Source organism: Rhizobium sp. RU36D (assembly GCF_900176345.1).
Classification (GTDB): domain Bacteria; phylum Pseudomonadota; class Alphaproteobacteria; order Rhizobiales; family Rhizobiaceae; genus Allorhizobium.
This window is the reverse complement of sequence record NZ_FWXU01000032.1, coordinates 46,948-63,976: the sequence shown is the minus strand read 5'-3', so window position 1 is coordinate 63,976 and position 17,029 is coordinate 46,948. Positions and strand designations below refer to the sequence as shown.

15 protein-coding genes are annotated in these 17,029 nt (G+C 56.9%); 6 read left to right on the top strand and 9 right to left on the bottom strand.

All coding sequences use genetic code 11. From position 1 onward, the window contains the following. The first annotated feature begins 362 nt into the window (after window positions 1-362). Complete coding sequence (locus B9A97_RS26335) at window positions 363-1,436, top strand: hypothetical protein (RefSeq protein WP_143530723.1); 1,074 nt, start codon at window positions 363-365, stop codon at window positions 1,434-1,436. Here the strand turns inward: B9A97_RS26335 and B9A97_RS26330 are convergent. The 3 genes from B9A97_RS26330 to B9A97_RS29570 form a co-directional block, all read right to left on the bottom strand. After that, a complete protein-coding gene (locus B9A97_RS26330; RefSeq protein WP_143530722.1) occupies window positions 1,423-2,928 on the bottom strand; it encodes a hypothetical protein in 1,506 nt (501 codons plus the stop codon). The two genes, B9A97_RS26335 and B9A97_RS26330, sit on opposite strands and share 14 nt — an antisense overlap. 70 nt (window positions 2,929-2,998) lie before the next feature. Next, on the bottom strand, window positions 2,999-4,285 hold the full coding sequence (locus B9A97_RS26325) for a relaxase/mobilization nuclease domain-containing protein (RefSeq protein WP_179145403.1): 1,287 nt from the start codon (window positions 4,283-4,285) through the stop codon (window positions 2,999-3,001). Further along, window positions 4,275-4,718, bottom strand: a complete 444-nt coding sequence (locus B9A97_RS29570; protein WP_143530721.1) for a hypothetical protein — start codon at window positions 4,716-4,718, stop codon at window positions 4,275-4,277. Before B9A97_RS29570 ends, B9A97_RS26325 begins: the two co-directional genes overlap by 11 nt. Window positions 4,719-5,233: 515 nt before the next feature. On the opposite strand from B9A97_RS29570, the gene B9A97_RS26320 reads away from it, so the two are divergent. Both B9A97_RS26320 and B9A97_RS26315 read left to right on the top strand, forming a co-directional pair. Beyond that, the gene (locus tag B9A97_RS26320; protein ID WP_084368800.1) at window positions 5,234-6,877 is read left to right on the top strand and encodes a Na/Pi cotransporter family protein; all 1,644 of its coding nucleotides are present in this window, start codon (window positions 5,234-5,236) and stop codon (window positions 6,875-6,877) included. Between the two features lie 51 nt (window positions 6,878-6,928). Further along, window positions 6,929-7,720: a YdcF family protein gene (locus B9A97_RS26315; protein ID WP_084368799.1), complete on the top strand. Its 792-nt coding sequence runs from the start codon at window positions 6,929-6,931 to the stop codon at window positions 7,718-7,720. Window positions 7,721-7,732: 12 nt separating this feature from the next. Here the strand turns inward: B9A97_RS26315 and B9A97_RS26310 are convergent, their stop codons facing one another. Both B9A97_RS26310 and irrA read right to left on the bottom strand, forming a co-directional pair. After that, window positions 7,733-8,266 (bottom strand): hypothetical protein, encoded by a 534-nt coding sequence (locus B9A97_RS26310; RefSeq protein WP_244564365.1) that lies wholly within the window; start codon window positions 8,264-8,266, stop codon window positions 7,733-7,735. A 56-nt stretch (window positions 8,267-8,322) separates the two neighbouring features. After that, window positions 8,323-8,730 carry an iron response transcriptional regulator IrrA gene (irrA, locus tag B9A97_RS26305; protein ID WP_348532427.1) on the bottom strand — a complete coding sequence of 136 codons (408 nt, stop codon included), beginning with the start codon at window positions 8,728-8,730 and terminating at the stop codon, window positions 8,323-8,325. Window positions 8,731-9,041: 311 nt separating this feature from the next. Here irrA and fabA point away from each other — a divergent pair, with 311 nt between their 5' ends. From fabA to fabI, 3 genes are read left to right on the top strand one after another with little or no spacing between them, the layout of a single operon-like run. Then, entirely contained in the window at window positions 9,042-9,557 is a 516-nt protein-coding gene (fabA, locus tag B9A97_RS26300; RefSeq protein ID WP_084368797.1) for a 3-hydroxyacyl-[acyl-carrier-protein] dehydratase FabA, read from the top strand. 42 nt (window positions 9,558-9,599) lie between these two features. Next, window positions 9,600-10,823, top strand: a complete 1,224-nt coding sequence (gene fabB, locus B9A97_RS26295; protein WP_084368796.1) for a beta-ketoacyl-ACP synthase I — start codon at window positions 9,600-9,602, stop codon at window positions 10,821-10,823. A gap of 4 nt (window positions 10,824-10,827) precedes the next feature. Then, window positions 10,828-11,637, top strand: coding sequence for an enoyl-ACP reductase FabI (fabI, locus tag B9A97_RS26290; RefSeq protein WP_084368810.1), 810 nt, complete (start codon window positions 10,828-10,830; stop codon window positions 11,635-11,637). Window positions 11,638-11,748: 111 nt separating this feature from the next. Here the strand turns inward: fabI and B9A97_RS26285 are convergent, their stop codons facing one another. From B9A97_RS26285 to pnp, 4 genes are all read right to left on the bottom strand, one after another. Beyond that, a complete protein-coding gene (locus tag B9A97_RS26285) occupies window positions 11,749-11,997 on the bottom strand; it encodes a helix-turn-helix domain-containing protein (RefSeq protein WP_084368795.1) in 249 nt (82 codons plus the stop codon). A 233-nt stretch (window positions 11,998-12,230) separates the two neighbouring features. Further along, window positions 12,231-13,259, bottom strand: a complete 1,029-nt coding sequence (locus B9A97_RS26280) for an AraC family transcriptional regulator (protein WP_084368794.1) — start codon at window positions 13,257-13,259, stop codon at window positions 12,231-12,233. Between the two features lie 168 nt (window positions 13,260-13,427). Then, window positions 13,428-14,441 (bottom strand): class I SAM-dependent methyltransferase, encoded by a 1,014-nt coding sequence (locus B9A97_RS26275; RefSeq protein ID WP_084368793.1) that lies wholly within the window; start codon window positions 14,439-14,441, stop codon window positions 13,428-13,430. Window positions 14,442-14,564: 123 nt separating this feature from the next. Then, window positions 14,565-16,712 (bottom strand): polyribonucleotide nucleotidyltransferase, encoded by a 2,148-nt coding sequence (pnp, locus tag B9A97_RS26270; protein WP_084368792.1) that lies wholly within the window; start codon window positions 16,710-16,712, stop codon window positions 14,565-14,567. Window positions 16,713-17,029: the final 317 nt, after the last annotated feature.

Genomic DNA, 17,029 nt, shown 5'->3' with positions numbered 1-17,029 from the left:
GTTCGCTAAATCTGCTCATCTTCATCGAATTCTCCTCGATCATATTGCCGAGAAAATTCTACTTTTGAAGCCAGTTAATATGCGGGGGGATTACCATAGAATTTTCCACGGACACCGGCAACCTTAGGGAGCTTCGCTTCTTAAGGAATGGAGAGCCTTTCCGCAGCGGCAACGGTGACGACTACATCGTAATTCACGAAGATGGCATTCCCCGCGACCTTAGCGACGAGCCGATTGAATTTGAAGGCTTTGATCCGCAATGGTTGCCCGGACGCACGACACCTCTTTTTGTCAATGCTTGCATCCCTAACTTGCAACGCTAACATCAGCTCGATGAAGATGTTACCAATGGTGCGAGCGGCGTGGTCGAGATCGATTTTCCAACCTTTTCCGAAGCTGTCAGAGCAGCGTATTCCGGAAGCGACAACGACAATAAGCGGGCCATTTTTAAAGAGATTGATTCCCTCTGCCGACAGCCACCAGGACATAGCCGAGCAAGGCTCACCGACGAAGCTATCGAAAATGCGCAACTGAATTCGGCGAATGCATTAAGGCCCTTCAGTTGGGCTCGAACGCGAAAAGGGGAGGAGAGCAACACTCCGCCGGAGAAGATAATTGACGACTTTAAAAAGGGAAAAGGTAGCCCGCTAAAGGCAGCCGTATTCCACTTCCTATTTCATTGCGATGAAAAGTATCGCGAACATGCCGCAAGGATGGACGAAGTCATCGGGCTGACCCAGATAGCCAAGAGGCCGACGTCGGAATGGGTATTCAACCTTAAAACAAAGGCAGCTACACCACCTCATATCGACATAAATGCGGCGGCGTCCGAAAAACCACGCTACCAGGCGCTGATCCGGGCAAACGTGCTGGGAAATTCCCAAACCCCGCATTTCAATCGCGAGGATGTTGGCATCATTGACCACCCCCCATTTTCATGGGAGGTGTTGTTGAGCCAATACGGTCAATTCCAAAACATCGACATATTGTTGAGGCCAGACGAGCGGCACAACATGATCAATTTTGTTGAAGATGAACCTATTGCGGATCAGATAATTCCGGTCGGTCGCCAGTATCGTTTGCATGTAAGCAACGATTTATCCGGCAGGGTAGTGGGTTTGTGGCGGAAACAAAACGACTGGTATCCGCTTCGTCTAACTTACGAATATTGGCATGCAGATGTGCTTGGAGCATTTTATGCTCCACACCATAGCCGTAGAAATAAACCTTACTTCGTTAATACGCAAGAAGACTCAGGAACCACCATAAAATACGCTTTCGTAGTCTCGAAGCCCTCATTCTCCAAAGAAATTTTGTTGCTAACTTCGTCCGAAAGACCGTACAGCGTGGATGCACTCAATTCATTCTCCGGAGAAATTATTAATCAACGGGTCGATGATTTTCGAGTATATCTTGTCAATGTCAGTTTTTTGTAGATGTTTTTACTTCCGCTATCATGCAAAGAATCTGCATCGTTAGATAACTAACGCGCTCAAATTCCATGTGAAATTCTTTATCGATCTTTGTCGGCTCAGTGCCTCCACTCTCTAAAATTTCGAAATCTAAGTAAGGCGAACGTTTTGATTGGTCAACTGATAATATTAAATAATCTCCTGACTTCATTGTCTCCCTTGCAGATTTCAGAAATAATGTCCTAATATTATCTGCCTCTTCTTTTGATTCCACGTTGAGATTTCCTTGAAAGAAATCCTTTGCGTAGGCGATTGCTTTTTCTTTAAATTTCTCAATTGTATAGCCTATAGGATCAAATAAGATAGGGGCTGAACGTATTGGTTCTCTATTGTGAGTTCTTATTGCGTTGTGCTCCATGTCAATTCTGAATATCTCCTCATTTATTAAGGTAAATGAAAATATTTCTGGATAAAATTGCTGGTCTATCGTCTGCAGACGCGGTGCGCTGATAAAATAAGGACCATTCGGAATGCTAAGCTGCTGAAAACTTCTGACGCTATACACGACAGAATCTTCGAAAATTCGCCTAAAAAGGCTGCGGAAATCTGCCCCGTGTGAGTAAAGAAAGTTTGCAGCGTTCATTACGGCCGCGTGCACTCTAATATCAGGCAAAGGATGGGAGGAATAACGCGTTTGATAGTCGGCCAGCGAATGTACACAAATATCGAAACACGGTATGAAAATGCATAGAGGCCTTATTATCTCTGAAAAATGCCGCTCTGCGTCAAGAAAAAATAACTTTGAACGATCGTTCATCAATGTAATAAAGGCAGAGACATCCGCATCTAGCTCTATGGCTTTTTTAAGATATGGATTACCCCAAGTCTGTTGGCTCCGTTCTGAAAGGGTGACACTATTTTCAATACCTAAGATAGACCGATGACCTCTTCCAATATGGTGCAATTCATGAAGTAGCAAGAATTCGAAACACAATTCGACTTGCTTTTTAGTCTCCTTCGACAGGTCGTCTGGTAATACAAAATCGAGTAGATATGTGCCACCACCAAGAGTTTTGCCACCATGGTCCGTGTTGAACTTCGAGCAAAAATTCGCAAGTGCAGTATCGTGTTCTTGGACAGGTAGAGTATCCTGAAATAGAGGCGCCAAATCAGGAACTGACAAAAAATTGCACTCGTCGACATCAGGGCGCCAAAAGAAGGCGTCAAACACATTTGCGGTGTTCAACGCAGTCACTTTTGGCCGAACTTCACTTGTTTTCCACATAGCTTCGATGAGGTGGAATATTATCGTTGTCCTTCGAATCCAGCCCTCTGAAATGGAAACTACAATTTTATTGTCCGTCGTGTGGATGTCCGCAAACATGCGTGGCGAACGCGGGAATTCGATTTCGGCTTGAAAATGAAAGGTTGATTCAAGATAATGTCTCAGCTTTGCTCGCAGAAATGTCGGTATTTCTTCACAAGAGAAGACTCCAATTTCCTTATCAGCGCTCATATCGTCCTCTGATAGACGGGCAGTTTTGCCGCGTAATTGGGAAATTAATCCGTGCTGATTGGTGCAAGTCTCAATAGTTGTGGCCGCGATCGACGAATATAACTCCACGCGCATTTTGGTCGAACTCTTCGGCGATCGTCAAGCCGTCGGCGTGAGCTTGAGTCGCTGGCAGTGACTCGATGATGCCCTGTCGCTCGTGCGCTGCAATTTTTCTCTGCTTCTCGATTTTAGCATGTAGTAGGCGTAGTTGATCGAGGTGAGAAAAGCGAAGCGCGTCGAAAGCCGCTTCCGATCGACGTCGAATTTCTTCTTGTTCTCCTTTTATTGAGCGAAGTATCTGCGCGCGCCTGCCCGTGATCCAGTCGAAGAGTCCTTTAAGACCTCGCCGAAAGCGTTTCGAGTATTCTCGCGTTTGTTGTGCCCGCTCATGCGTTTGTTTCACTGCCAATTGTTTTCGTTCCTCGCGCTGGCGCGCGACCATTCGTCGTTTCTGATCAAACAGTGCCTTCAGAATTTCGGCGTGCTTCTTTGCCATTTCATCGAGAAGCCGCTTTCCGGTCGCCCCGATCAAAGCCGCGATTTCGGCGTTCGCCTGATCTACTGAAGCAAGCTTTTCGGGCTCGCCAAGTCGCGCTTTTAGCTCCTTTGGTTTGACGTCGAGCCAGCGGCTGAGCGAATAGACGTTATTGCGATAGTCGACAGCGACGAAGCCGCGCCGATCGCCGCGCGCGAGCCAAAAGCCGCGCTCCCTCAGCGCCGCCGCAAAACTCGCGGCGCTGTCGGATTGCCCCCAGCACTGCTTTAGAGCAGACTTGATCTCACGCGGGTCGCGCTTGGCCCTTTGTGCTTCCTGCCACTCGGTCAGGCCGAAGTTGGTCGGATTGGAAAGCGAGCGATCAGAAAGCCCTTTCGGAAGCTCCCATCCGTGCGAGAGATATAGTTCCCGAGCAAGCTCGTTGAGGCGTTCCTTATAGAAGGGGAGATTGATTGCTTTCATGGATTCAACGTGAATTCGGCAAAAAACGGCGTGGCAATGAAGCCTTGCGGATTTTTCGTGCAGCAAAACGACCCTACTTTGATTTTGCAATCCTAGCTTTTCTGCTGCCAGATCGACTGCATCCTGGAAATCTTGGGGAGTTACCACTGCATCTCTTGGCGGCGACAGACTCAGAGAAAACATGAACTGCCGGCATCGAGTCGGCCGACTAACCGCGTACATCTCCATCAGCGCGCCCGCGACGTCCGAGGCGACGAAGCCATTCACCGAGTGAACGGTAACGTGTTCGTTGTCCCGGTCGTTCAGGAGATGCTTGGCCAAATGCATTGCACCACCGCGCTGACTTGCCTTAAGAATCATGGCGCACCTCATCTGATGGCTTCAACCCGACCGCGCGTAGCAGCGTGATCCTCATTTCGAGAACAGCCGCGCATGCGGCTTTGATCTCTTCAAGAATATCTGGTGTTAGAGGCAGGACGCCAATACGGGCCGCGTTAGCCAGGTCGGAGAGAGAGCGGAGTATTCCCGACTGACCCAGCATGCCCAGCATCTGTGCCAGTAGGCGTTGCCGCGCTTCAGGTGAGAGACGTTCCGTGCTCGCATCGTTATGCGGATGGGGATGGGGATGGGGATGGGGATTGTTTTGTACAGCCGAGAGAAGCTGTCCCCGGATATAGTCTCCGAGAGCGCGATTTCCGGCAGCAGTTTCGAGATACGCTCGCTCCTCTGCTGTAAGGCGAAGCGAGAAAGGCGACGAGGCACGTCGCCCCTTTGACGGTTTGGACGTCGTCATGGAGTACCTCAATGATTTTGGATTATGGGAAAACGGGGCGCCTGCGATGTATTTCACAACGCGACGAGAAAAAGCGCCGGACAAGCCAGCTCCGGATCAGACATTCGCCTGACCCGGGAGCGGGTAATAATTTGGAAAAAGGGAATGCGTTTAGCGGCAGGTTATGGTGATGGCGGGTGGGGGTGAGCCAAAGAGCTGTCTCTTAAAGTCAACTCCCAATCGGCTAAATCATTGAACAATTGGTTCAATTTTTCTCCCTGGAAGTCCACCAAATCTCTGAAGTCACCCAACAAACCGCCTTCATAAAACTGTTACACAACAGTGCTTTTTGGCGCGGCTTGGCACTCGCCTTGACCCATGCCGCTTTGGCGATGCATCCCCCGACCACGCCAGAGTTGGTCGTTGCGATCCCACCAAACATTTCCTAGTAGCAGGGCGAGCCGAAGGGCTGGGCGGCACGGCTCCCTTTCGGGGCATTTGCCAGCGACCTTAAAACCGGATCCGGGGACCAAGTCATGTTTCTTGCCGTAGCGGCGGCCCTTGCGGGGCTCGGCATATTTTTCGCCGGGATGTACCAGCTCAAGGAAAACCTGAAGAAGCTGACCAGCCGCCGCTTTCGGCAGGTGATGGCGGCCTGGACGCGCAATCCGGCCACCGGTGTGCTCTTGGGCGTGACCGCCGGCGGCGTGATGCAGAGCACGACGGCGGTGACCTTCATCCTGGCCAGCATGATCGCCAGCGGCATGCTCGGCGTTTCCGCAGCCTTTCCCGTCATCGCCGGTGCCAATGTCGGATCGACCCTCCTCGTCATGCTGGCGACGCTCGACATCCATTTCTTCGTGCTTCTGGTGCTCGGCATTGTCGGGATTTCCTTCACCGTCGAGCGCCTGTCCGGCATGCGCACGTTGGCCTCGGCCGTCTTCGGCATCGGCCTTGTCCTGTTTGGGCTGCAGATGCTGAAGTCAGGCGTGATGCCGCTGACGCGCGAACCGTGGTTCGGCGACCTCCTGTCGCTGGCCGGTGCCTCCTATTTCCTGCCGCTTCTTGTCGCGGCGGCGCTGACCCTGATCGCGCAATCCACCAATTCGGTGATCCTGCTGACGATTGCCCTCACGGCGGCGGGCGGCCTGGCCTTCGAACAGGCGATGATGGCGATCTATGGCTGCAATTTCGGCGCCAGCTTCCAGAGCCTGCTTTTATCCTCGCACCTGCGCGGCAGACCCAAGCAGGTCACCATGTATCAGGTGCTGTTCAATGGCTGCACGGCCTGCGTCATGGTCTTGCTGTTCTTCATCGAGCAGTATGCGCATATCGGGCTGATCGAGAGCCTGACGAAATCGCTGGCCGCCGATCTGCCGCTGCAGTTGGCGCTGGTGCAGCTGTGCTTCAACGTGATCGGTGCCGTCTTCATGCTGGTTGCCCAGCCGTGGATCGCCAAGTTCCTGGCATCGCGCTTCCCCGCACTTGCGGATGAAGATGACGGCCAGCCGATCCATATCCATAACCAGGCAATCGTCGATCCCGAATCGGCCCTCGAACTGCTCCATCTCGAGCAGCAAAGACTGGCGGGCTATCTGCTCCCGTCCCTTGATATCGCCAGATCCGCTCCGAAGGATTCCGGCGCGCTGATCGAGCGGCGCAATCAGAATTTCCTGGCGTTGTCGACCGAGATCCGCGCCTTCCAGCGCCATATCGGGGAAGCTCCCTTCAGCCTGGGGGGCTATGACCGGCTCAACCGCAGCATCAACACCCAGCGCATTCTTGAAGGACTGAACGAAACGGTGGTGGAACTGGTGCGGGCAGCAAAAGCCGTCCAGGACCAGCCTCTGCCGCGGCAATTGCTGAGCAATGTGATCGAAGGTATCGACGCAGCCTTCCTGGTCATGGTCGATGCCTTGGCGGATCGATCAGGAGAAGATCGGGCGCTGTTCTTTGCCATCACCCGCGACCGGGCGGAGGTGGTGCAGCGGCTGCGCCAGCAATATCTGGCCAACGACGCCAACCTGACGACCGGGCAGAAGGGCACGATCCTGATCGTGACCAACCTTACCGAACGTGCACTTTGGCTGCTGGCGCAGCTTGCGGATCAGGAGCGAATGTCGGAAGACGACCAGAGTTTCGCCTGGATTTTCGCGGGCCGTGCGCGCAGCCAGGCCTGAACTTAGGTCGGCTCGTGGCTTTCACGCCCAACCGACCTCAAGGAGCAAGCCATGTTCGTTGTTTCGAAAATCTTCTGGATCGCTGCCCAGCCGCTGTCCCTGGCTTTCCTCTGCCTGTGCCTCGGTCTGCTTCTGGCCTTCTTGCGCTGGCGCCGACTGGGAATGCTGTTTTCCGCAATCGCGGTCGTGATCCTGTTCGTCGTGCTTTACACCTCAGCCGGCGTGGTTCAACTGCAGCGCCTAGAGGCCCGGTTCCCGCAACCGACCAATGATCCGGTTGACGTGTCCTGCATGATCGTGCTCGGCGGGGCTTTTGAGACGCCTGTAAACACCTATCGGCACGGCATGGAGTTCAGCGAGGCCTCCGAGCGTTTTATCGAAGCGCTCAGATTGGCCCGCGCATTCCCGCAGTCGCGGATCCTGGTGTCCGGCGGCGACGGCTCGCTGAGTGGGGTCTATGAGGGCGATGCCGTGACATCGGAACGCTTCTTCATGACGTTTGGGATAGCGTCTGACCGGCTCATCCGGGAAACCACCTCCCGCACCACTTACGAGAATACGGTCAATACCAAGCAGGTGCTGTCCGGTACGGGCCTCAATAACTGCCTGCTGATTACCTCGGCATTCCACATGCCGCGTTCGATGGGGCTGTTCCGTAAGGCCGGCATCCCCGTAACGCCTTGGCCGGTAGACTACAGGACGACCGGGATCGAGACCCTGCGTTTCGATTTCACCCAGCCGACGCTCAATACGCAGCTCACCTCGCTTGCGGTTCGCGAAACGCTTGGCCTGCTGAGCTACTACCTGATGGGCCGGACGGACAGCCTCTATCCAGCACCCTGAGGGGCTTTTCGGCTACTTCTTGGAGATCGTGAGGAATTTGGTGCCGCGCACGCGCACGGTCATTTCGCAGGGCTTGCTGTCGGTACGCTCGCAATATTTCGGATGCATCTGCATGACGAAGACCATGTTGCCGAAGCGCTGGATGAAGTCGTAGGCATACATATGCGCGGTGGCGATCATGAAGTAACCGCCTTCCTTGACCTGCAGGTAGAAATTATAAGGGCAACCCTCTTCCGTGCAGTCCGGTCCGCGTTCCCCATCGCAGACGACGTCACCCTGGTTGACGATCGCATCGACAATGCCGTCATTGTTGATGTCGATGCGGCGAATGAAGTCCGCGTCATATTGGGGAATGTTGCAGCGGCCGGCGAAGTATTTCTTCTCGTATATTTCCGGATCGCTCAGCAGTTCCTGCTGGGCAGTGGCGGGAAACGCCAGGCACCCGAAGAGCAGGGCCTGCAGTGCAAGCAGCGGAAAATATTTCACGGCGAGAGCCTCCTGTCGACCAGATTGCCGGACACGCAAATCTTGCAGGAGAATACACATCGCCCCTTGCCACGCCCTTAACGAGCAAGGTCCGTAAAGACGGGACAGTGGTTGGCTTAGGCGCTCTTGGGGCGCAAACGGATCACGACATCGACATGGGCGATTTCCATGCCTTCGGGGGCAGGGGGAAGATTGCCGATCTCGATATTGCTGATCGGGATATCCAAAACCCGGTTCTCACCCTCGATGAAGAAGTGATGATGATCCGAAACATTGGTGTCGAAATAGGTCTTGGCGCTTTCGACAGCGAGCACGCGGATCAGGCCGGCTTCGGTGAATTGATGCAGGGTGTTGTATACGGTGGCAAGCGATACCGGCACGCCGGCATCGGTCGCTTCCTCGTGAAGCTCCTCGACGGTGAGGTGCCGGTCACCCTTGGCAAACAGCAGGCTTGCGAGCGCGATACGCTGACGAGTCGGCCGCAGGCCAAAGCGCCGCAGCTTCACCTCAGCATCAATGCTCATGTCTTTGCCCATGCCAGCGTTCTCCGATCCGTCGTTATACTGGACGGCACTTGTCCGCATATAACTTTAAAGACGGGTCCTTTCAATAGTTTCCGTGGAGCAATGGCCTCATGATCGTGCTTTTTGGCCCATTCCTTGCGTTTGCCTCTGGTCCGGGCGCCGGGCTTCCTGTATGCGACTGCGATTCAACAGGGGATCAAGACCGGGGCTGGCGCCCGCCACAAAATCTGAGGCCTATTGTTAGACTTCATTTTGTCCCTATCTTGGTCTAAAGCTCCGAGACTGCCTGGCCTAGGGGGAAACAGAATAAAATGGAAAAAAGACAGTCCAGCTACAATTACGAAGAAATCATCGCCTGCGCCAACGGCGAGCTCTTCGGTCAGGGCAATGCTCAGCTGCCGCTCCCGCCGATGCTGATGGTTCATCGCATTACGGATATCTCCGAGACAGGCGGCGTATTCGACAAGGGCTATATTCGCGCTGAATATGATGTGCGCCCAGATGACTGGTATTTTCCCGTTCACTTCAAGGGCAACCCCATCATGCCGGGCTGCTTGGGGCTCGACGGCATGTGGCAGTTGACCGGCTTTTTCCTTGGCTGGCTCGGTGAGCCCGGCCGCGGCATGGCGCTGTCCACCGGCGAGGTGAAGTTCAAGGGCATGGTGCGTCCCGAGACCAAGCTTCTTGAATACGGCATCGACTTCAAGCGCGTGATGCGCGGCCGCCTGGTGCTTGGCACGGCCGATGGCTGGCTGAAGGCGGATGGCGAAACCATTTACCAGGCGACGGATCTGCGTGTCGGCCTGTCGAAAGACAAGACGGCCTGAGCGGCCGCCTGTCCAACTCACTTTATCTAGAAGGTCTTCGAAATGAGACGGGTAGTCGTAACAGGTCTGGGCATCGTATCGTCAATCGGAAGCGATGCCGCTGAAGTCACCGAATCGCTGCGTCAGGCAAAGTCCGGCATTTCCTTTTCCAGCGATTTTGCCGAGCATGGCTTCAAATGCCAGGTCTGGGGCAAGCCCACTCTCGACCCGACCGACCTCGTTGACCGCCGCGCCATGCGGTTCCTGTCCCAGGGCGGCGCCTGGAACCACGTGGCCATGAAGCAGGCCATTGCCGATTCCGGTCTGGTCGAAAAAGATTATTCCGAGAATGAGCGCGCCGGCATCATCATGGGTTCGGGCGGTCCGTCCACCCGCCAGGTTGTCGAAGCGGCCGAAATTACGCTCAAGAACAACAGCCCCAAGCGCATCGGTCCGTTTGCCGTGCCGAAGGCCATGTCGTCGACGGCCTCGGCCACGCTGGCGACCTGGTTCAAGATCCACGGCGTCAACTACTCCATCTCGTCGGCCTGCTCGACATCAGCCCATTGCATCGGCAATGCGGCCGAGATGATCCAGTGGGGCAAGCAGGACATCATGTTCGCCGGTGGCCACGAGGATCTGGATTGGACCATGTCCAACCTGTTCGATGCCATGGGCGCCATGTCGTCGAAATACAACGACACGCCTTCCAGCGCATCGCGCGCCTATGACGTCTCGCGTGACGGCTTCGTCATCGCCGGCGGCGCGGGCGTGCTGGTGCTCGAGGAACTGGAACACGCCAAGGCCCGCGGCGCCAAGATCTATGCCGAGATCGTCGGTTATGGCGCGACCTCTGACGGCTACGACATGGTGGCCCCCTCGGGCGAAGGCGCGATCCGCTGCATGCGGCAGGCGCTCGCCACGGTGAAGGGCGATGTCGACTACATCAACACCCATGGAACCTCCACTCCGGTGGGCGACAGCAAGGAAATCGGTGCGATTCGCGAAGTCTTCGGCGACAAGATCCCGCATATCCAGTCGACCAAGTCGCTGACCGGCCATTCGCTCGGTGCTGCCGGCGTCCAGGAGTCCATTTACGGCCTCCTGATGATGCAGTCCGGCTTCATCGGCGAGAGCGCCCATATCGCCACGCTCGATCCGGAATTCGAGGGCGTTCCGATCGTCCGCAAGCGTATCGACAATGCCAAGATCGATACGGTGCTGTCCAATTCCTTCGGTTTTGGCGGAACCAACGCCACGCTGGTCTTCCAGCGCTTCAATGGATGACACCATGACCTCCATCATGCAGGGCAAGCGCGGGCTCATTATGGGCGTCGCCAACAAGAATTCGATTGCCTGGGGCATTGCCAAGGCTCTCGCCGGCGAGGGCGCTGAACTGGCCTTCACCTATCAGGGAGAGGCGCTCGGCAAGCGGGTCAAGCCGCTGGCCGAAGAACTCGGTTCGGATTTCCTGCTGCCATGCGATGTCGAGGATATCGCTTCGGTCGACGCCGTCATCGAGGAAATCAAGGCGCGCTGGGGCAAGCTGGATTTTGTCGTGCATGCCATCGGCTTCTCCGACAAGAACGAGCTGAAGGGCCTCTATGCCGACACCACGAGGGACAACTTCGTCCGCACGATGGTGATCTCCTGCTTCTCCTTCACGGAAATCGCGCGCCGTGCTGCGGAATTGATGGAAGAGGGCGGCTCGATGCTGACGCTCACCTATGGTGGCTCCGTCCGCATCATGCCGAACTACAACGTCATGGGCGTCGCCAAGGCCGGCCTGGAAGCCTCGGTGCGTTACCTGGCCAATGACTACGGTCCGCGCGGCATCCGCGTGAACGCGATTTCCGCAGGGCCTATTCGCACGCTCGCGGGTGCTGGCATTTCGGATGCGCGGGCCATGCTGTCCTGGCAGCAGAAGAATGCTCCCCTGCGCCGCACCGTGACCATCGAAGATGTTGGCGCCTCCGCGCTCTACCTGCTGTCGGGCATGTCGCGCGGCGTGACCGGCGAAATCCACTACGTCGATGCCGGCTACAACATCACCTCAATGCCGACGCTGGAGCACCTGAACAAGGCCGACACGGCTGAGTGAGCGGATACCCGCTATTGAAATGAAATAGCCCGACGCGAATGGGAGTTCGTGTCGGGCTTTGTAACCGGAACAGTGGTCCGCCAACCGGGCTTTCGCCGGTCCGCTCCGATTTTATTCAGGCACGTCCTCGATCAGGCCAAGCCTTATGGCCATGATGATCGCGTGAAGCCGGTTGCGAGCACCCAGCCTGATTTCCGCTGACGTGATCGCGGACAAGGCAGCCTCAGGCGTCAACGACAAAGCCAGGCACAACTCATCAACCGAATGCCCCTGCGCCAGATGGTGAAGGCATGCGAGTTCGATCGATGAAAACTGATCGGCAGACACGGTGATGTCGACCGACTGATGCTTGATCTGCATATTGACACGCGGGGGTCCAGGTTTTTCGGCAAGTCCGAGACAACACCAGCCGAGCCCTCGGGCTCTGGGACTTCAATCACCGGACGAGCGGGGCTTATATATCAGGAGATTCCACGGGTAATTCACCCTGCGCGCCAAATTCTTGACCACGCGCACGCATCTTGGATAAAGCCAAGATCAAAGCGGTTTGAGACACTCAATTTTTCCGCTTTGCCGGGTCCTGTCAAGGCCCCTTAGCCAGTCTTCGTCTCCCGCATGCTCTTCGGCGTCTGGCCGAACCAGCGCGACACCGAGCGCGTGAACGCGCTGGGCGCGGAATAGCCCAGGCGGAAGCAGATCTCCGAAATCGACAGGTCGCTATTGGTCAGGAGATCATGGCTGATGTCGCGGCGAACCTCGTCACGCAGCTCGGCCAGGCTGGTGCCGCGGTCCGCCAGCCGCCGCTGGAACGTGCGCTCGGAGACCCCGAAGTAACCGGATATGTCGCTGAGGGAAAGCTCCTGCTCGCTGATGCGCAGGCCAAGATAGTGGCGGACCTGGTCAACGAAGTCCCGCTCGTTTGGATCGTTTTCCGGCCTCATGGCCTGGCACTGAAGATCCATCAGTGTGAACAGACGGTGATCCCCCTTGGGGTTGCGCACGTCGAGCAGGCTTCGCGGCACATGTATCGCATTGATTTTGCAGCCGAAGCTGACCTGTCGGTTAAGGTGGTCGCGAAAGACCTGCAGGTTGCGCGGCTTGGGCCGCTCCAACTCGATCGAGATCATGTCGATCTTGTCGCCGATGATATCGCGCAGGCGCTGGATCAGCAGCCCCATGGACATGTCGATATACTGGTCCCGCTTGATGATCGCCGGCGCAAATGCCCATTCAATGCGAATGCCCCGGGCATCGGGATGGGACTTCACATAGCTGGTATGGGTCGCATATTGCGAATGCGCCTCCAGAAAGCGCAGGAAGTCGTTCACGTCAGGCGCGCAGATCAGGCCATAGCCGAAGGGACCCGAGGCGCCGGCGACGAAGCGGGCCGTGCATTTTAGCCCGAAGGCTTCGTCGTTTGCCAGAAGGGCGCAGGCTTCGAGCAGCCGACACAGGCGATCAAGACTGACCCTGCCGGTCATGCTTTGAAACAGCTCCGGATCAAGATCCAGTGCCTGACAGATCGGGTTTATATCGATGCCATAGGATTGCGCATGGCGAGCCACGGCGGACGCAAGTCCCGCCACCACCGTATAGTGATCGGCAATGCTGCTGCTATGCATAGTCCGATGGCGCCTGAAGATAATTAATTGACGCCAAAAGTAAAAGCCTAAAGCCGGCAGTTGTCGAGTGTGATCTGTCACTGCAAACGGAAAATTGATGCTGCAATGCACTCGAAACACCTTGTGCAGGCGCGCGCCAACACACTCTTATTTATAGGAAATTTTTTACTATTTCCGGCCGGTCAACAGCTTGAAACGCGCGTTGCGGCAGACCTCCGTATGCTCCCTCAGGCCTTCCGCCAGGAGGGGCTCATAGGGCAAGCCGCGATTGGCGACCAGCATCAGTCTGCCGCCGCCTTTCAGCGCTGAAATGGCGGCGCGCACGAAAGCCTGACCCAGCCCGGGCTCGGCCGCATGGCCTTCGTGGAACGGCGGGTTCATGATGATCAGATCGTATTTTTCCTTGACCGGCTCGGCCGCAATGTCCTGCCAGAAGAAGCGCGCATTCAGGCGAGGGCATATCTCCGCCAGATTGCGCTTGGCATGCTCAAGCGCATTATAATCGGCTTCAAACAGGTCGATGCGGGCTGTCCGAGGTGAACGTTCGGCCAGCATGACGGAGAGATAACCCCAGCCCGCTCCAAAGTCTGCGGCATTGCCGTCGAAGTCGGTAGGCAGCCGCTCGGCCAACATCTGCGAGCCCGGATCGGGCCTATCATGGGAGAACAGTCCAGGCAGGGTGTGAAAGCGATCCTCGACCAAAACAGGTTTTGCTTCGAGCGCGGCAATGGCCGCCGCCACGTCGTCAGGGCGATAAAGCCAGATGGCCCACCCATGATATTTCGGCAGCGCCTCGACCGACAGGCCGAGCTGCGTCAGTCGCTTGCGCAGCGGCTGGATGCCATCCTCCTTGCCACCAGCGATGACCACAAGGCCGCCCGCAGGAACCTGCTGGAGCGCCTTTGCGATGCGGTCCTCATTCTCGCCTCGGTGTTTGCCGCACAGCACCAGAGCCCCCGTATAGGCAGCTTCTGGGAGGGTCGGCGTCGGCTCCCGGCCGCTTGCCTCAAGACGACGGTATTCCGGCCTCAGCGACTGCACGCAATCCAGCGCCGCGGCGAAGTCCGCAGGCAAGGCAAAGCCCGCTTCGGCGCCCAGGAAGAGAAAGCGACCGCCATCCGGCGCGGCGATATCGCCGGAGTGGAAGGGATGAAACAGGGTCTTGATGCTGTCGCGGCTCATGGCGTGTCTTTCGGTCGATCGGCGGGCTGTGCCGAGAGGGAGTCGGGAGCCGTAACGTCGGCGTCCATCAACGAAAAAAGGCGCGGATCGATCTCCGCGCCTTCGGTGTCGGGAAGAGACCGATTACTCGGCGGCGGCTTCGCCGTCTTCCTTCTTCTTTTCAGCAACGACTTCCTTGCCGGTGGCCTGGTCGACAGCCTTCATGGACAGACGAACCTTGCCGCGCTCGTCGAAGCCCATCAGCTTGACCCAGACCTTGTCGCCTTCCTTGACGACGTCGGAGGTCTTGGCAACCCGCTCGGAAGCAAGCTGCGAGATGTGAACCAGACCGTCACGCGAGCCGAAGAAGTTGACGAAGGCGCCGAAATCGGCGGTCTTCACCACAGTGCCTTCGTAGATCACGCCGACTTCCGGCTCGGCCACAATCGAATGGATCCACTTGCGGGCCGCTTCGATTTCCTTGCCGGAGGCAGAGGCGATCTTGACGGTGCCGTCATCCTCGATGTTGATCTTGGCGCCGGTCTTCTCGACGATTTCGCGGATGACCTTGCCGCCGGAGCCGATGACTTCGCGGATCTTGTCGACCGGGATGTTCATTACTTCGATGCGCGGGGCGAATTCGCCAAGCTGGCCACGGCTTTCGGTGATCGCCTTGGACATTTCGCCGAGGATGTGCTTGCGGCCACCCTGTGCCTGGTTCAGCGCGACCTTCATGATCTCTTCGGTGATACCGGCGATCTTGATGTCCATCTGCAGCGAGGTAATGCCATCGGCAGTACCGGCAACCTTGAAGTCCATGTCGCCGAGGTGGTCTTCGTCACCGAGGATGTCGGAGAGAACGGCGAAACGGTCACCTTCGAGGATCAGGCCCATGGCGATACCGGCAACCGGCTTTGCCAGCGGAACGCCCGCATCCATCAGCGCAAGCGAAGTGCCGCAGACGGTTGCCATCGAGGACGAGCCGTTGGACTCGGTGATCTCGGAGACGACACGCAGCGTGTAGGGGAACTGCTCTGCAGCCGGCAGCATCGGATGAATGGCGCGCCATGCAAGCTTACCATGGCCGATTTCGCGACGGCCCGGGGAGCCCATGCGACCGGTTTCACCGACCGAGTAGGGCGGGAAGTTGTAGTGCAGCAGGAAGCGTTCCTTGTACATGCCGGTGAGGCTGTCGACATACTGCTCGTCTTCGCCGGTGCCGAGCGTGGCAACCACGATCGCCTGGGTCTCGCCGCGGGTAAACAGCGCCGAACCATGGGTACGCGGCAGGATACCGACTTCCGAAACGATCGGACGAACGGTTTCCAGGTCACGGCCGTCGATGCGGCTCTTGGTGTCCAGGATGTTCCAGCGAACGATCTTCGCCTGCAGGTGCTTGAAGACAGCGCCGACTTCTTCGGCAGAATACTTCGCTTCGCCTTCCTCGGGCAGGAAATGCGCCTTCACCTTGGCCTTGACGGCGTCGACGGCGGCGTAGCGGTCAGCCTTCTGGGTGATCTTGTAGGCTTCGCGAAGCTCAGCTTCGGCAATGCCGAGCATTTCCGTCTCAAGGGCGGAATGATCTTCCGGCGTAAAGTCGCGCGGTTCCTTGGCGGCAACTTCCGCCAGTTTGATGATCGCGTCGATGACAGGCTGGAAGCCGCGATGGCCGAACATGACGGCGCCGAGCATCACGTCTTCGTTCAGTTCCTTGGCTTCGGATTCAACCATCAGGACGGCATCCTGCGTGCCGGCCACGACCAGGTCGAGAACCGACTCGTCCATCTCGTCGAGATGCGGGTTCAGTACATATTCGCCGTTGATGTAGCCGACGCGGGCGCCGCCAACCGGGCCCATGAACGGAACGCCGGAAAGGGTCAGGGCAGCCGAGGTGGCAACCATCGACAGGATGTCAGGGTTGTTTTCGAGGTCATGCTGGATGACGGTGACGACGACCTGCGTGTCGTTCTTGTAGCCTTCCGGGAAAAGCGGGCGGATCGGGCGGTCGATGAGGCGCGACACCAGGGTCTCGTTCTCGCTCGGGCGTCCCTCGCGCTTGAAATAGCCGCCCGGGATACGACCGGCGGCATAGGTCTTTTCCTGGTAGTTGACCGTGAGCGGGAAGAAGTCCTGGCCCGGCTTCGGCGACTTGGCCGAAACAACGGTCGCGAGAACCACGGTCTCACCATAGGTAGCCAGAACGGCGCCGTCGGCCTGACGGGCGATCTTGCCCGTTTCCAGCTTCAGCGGCCGGCCGGCCCATTCAATTTCAACGCTGTGAGTATCAAACATATCTTGTCCTTCTTCCACGAATCCCGGAACGCGCCATTGAAGGCGCAGGCCGGTTCACCGCGGAGATAGTGACGCATCACGGGCAAGACAGCGGGAGGCTTCGAAACGTGCAGCCCGTCCAACAGACGGTGCGTGGCTGTTTCCCGCACGAGGGAGCCCTGTCGGGCTTTTCGCGCTTGCCGAAACCCATTCGGCAAAAGCATCCGGCAATCCTGCCCCATGACAGGTCATCGGTTGTTCATGGCAGCACCGGCCCATCCGGCCTGCCCTTGATTGGTTCTGCGGAGCCTGGCTCCCGGAACCGTTGCGGGACATGG

Bases quoted from the DNA above. Each gene is read 5' to 3' on its own strand.
- B9A97_RS26330 (WP_143530722.1), bottom strand. From the start codon at position 2,928: ATGAGCGCTGATAAGGAAATTGGAGTCTTCTCTTGTGAAGAAATACCG.
- B9A97_RS26325 (WP_179145403.1), bottom strand. From the start codon at position 4,285: ATGATTCTTAAGGCAAGTCAGCGCGGTGGTGCAATGCATTTGGCCAAG.
- B9A97_RS29570 (WP_143530721.1), bottom strand. From the start codon at position 4,718: ATGACGACGTCCAAACCGTCAAAGGGGCGACGTGCCTCGTCGCCTTTC.
- B9A97_RS26320 (WP_084368800.1), top strand. From the start codon at position 5,234: ATGTTTCTTGCCGTAGCGGCGGCCCTTGCGGGGCTCGGCATATTTTTC.
- B9A97_RS26315 (WP_084368799.1), top strand. From the start codon at position 6,929: ATGTTCGTTGTTTCGAAAATCTTCTGGATCGCTGCCCAGCCGCTGTCC.
- B9A97_RS26310 (WP_244564365.1), bottom strand. From the start codon at position 8,266: ATGTGTATTCTCCTGCAAGATTTGCGTGTCCGGCAATCTGGTCGACAG.
- irrA (WP_348532427.1), bottom strand. From the start codon at position 8,730: ATGAGCATTGATGCTGAGGTGAAGCTGCGGCGCTTTGGCCTGCGGCCG.
- fabA (WP_084368797.1), top strand. From the start codon at position 9,042: ATGGAAAAAAGACAGTCCAGCTACAATTACGAAGAAATCATCGCCTGC.
- fabB (WP_084368796.1), top strand. From the start codon at position 9,600: ATGAGACGGGTAGTCGTAACAGGTCTGGGCATCGTATCGTCAATCGGA.
- fabI (WP_084368810.1), top strand. From the start codon at position 10,828: ATGACCTCCATCATGCAGGGCAAGCGCGGGCTCATTATGGGCGTCGCC.
- B9A97_RS26285 (WP_084368795.1), bottom strand. From the start codon at position 11,997: ATGCAGATCAAGCATCAGTCGGTCGACATCACCGTGTCTGCCGATCAG.
- B9A97_RS26280 (WP_084368794.1), bottom strand. From the start codon at position 13,259: ATGCATAGCAGCAGCATTGCCGATCACTATACGGTGGTGGCGGGACTT.
- B9A97_RS26275 (WP_084368793.1), bottom strand. From the start codon at position 14,441: ATGAGCCGCGACAGCATCAAGACCCTGTTTCATCCCTTCCACTCCGGC.
- pnp (WP_084368792.1), bottom strand. From the start codon at position 16,712: ATGTTTGATACTCACAGCGTTGAAATTGAATGGGCCGGCCGGCCGCTG.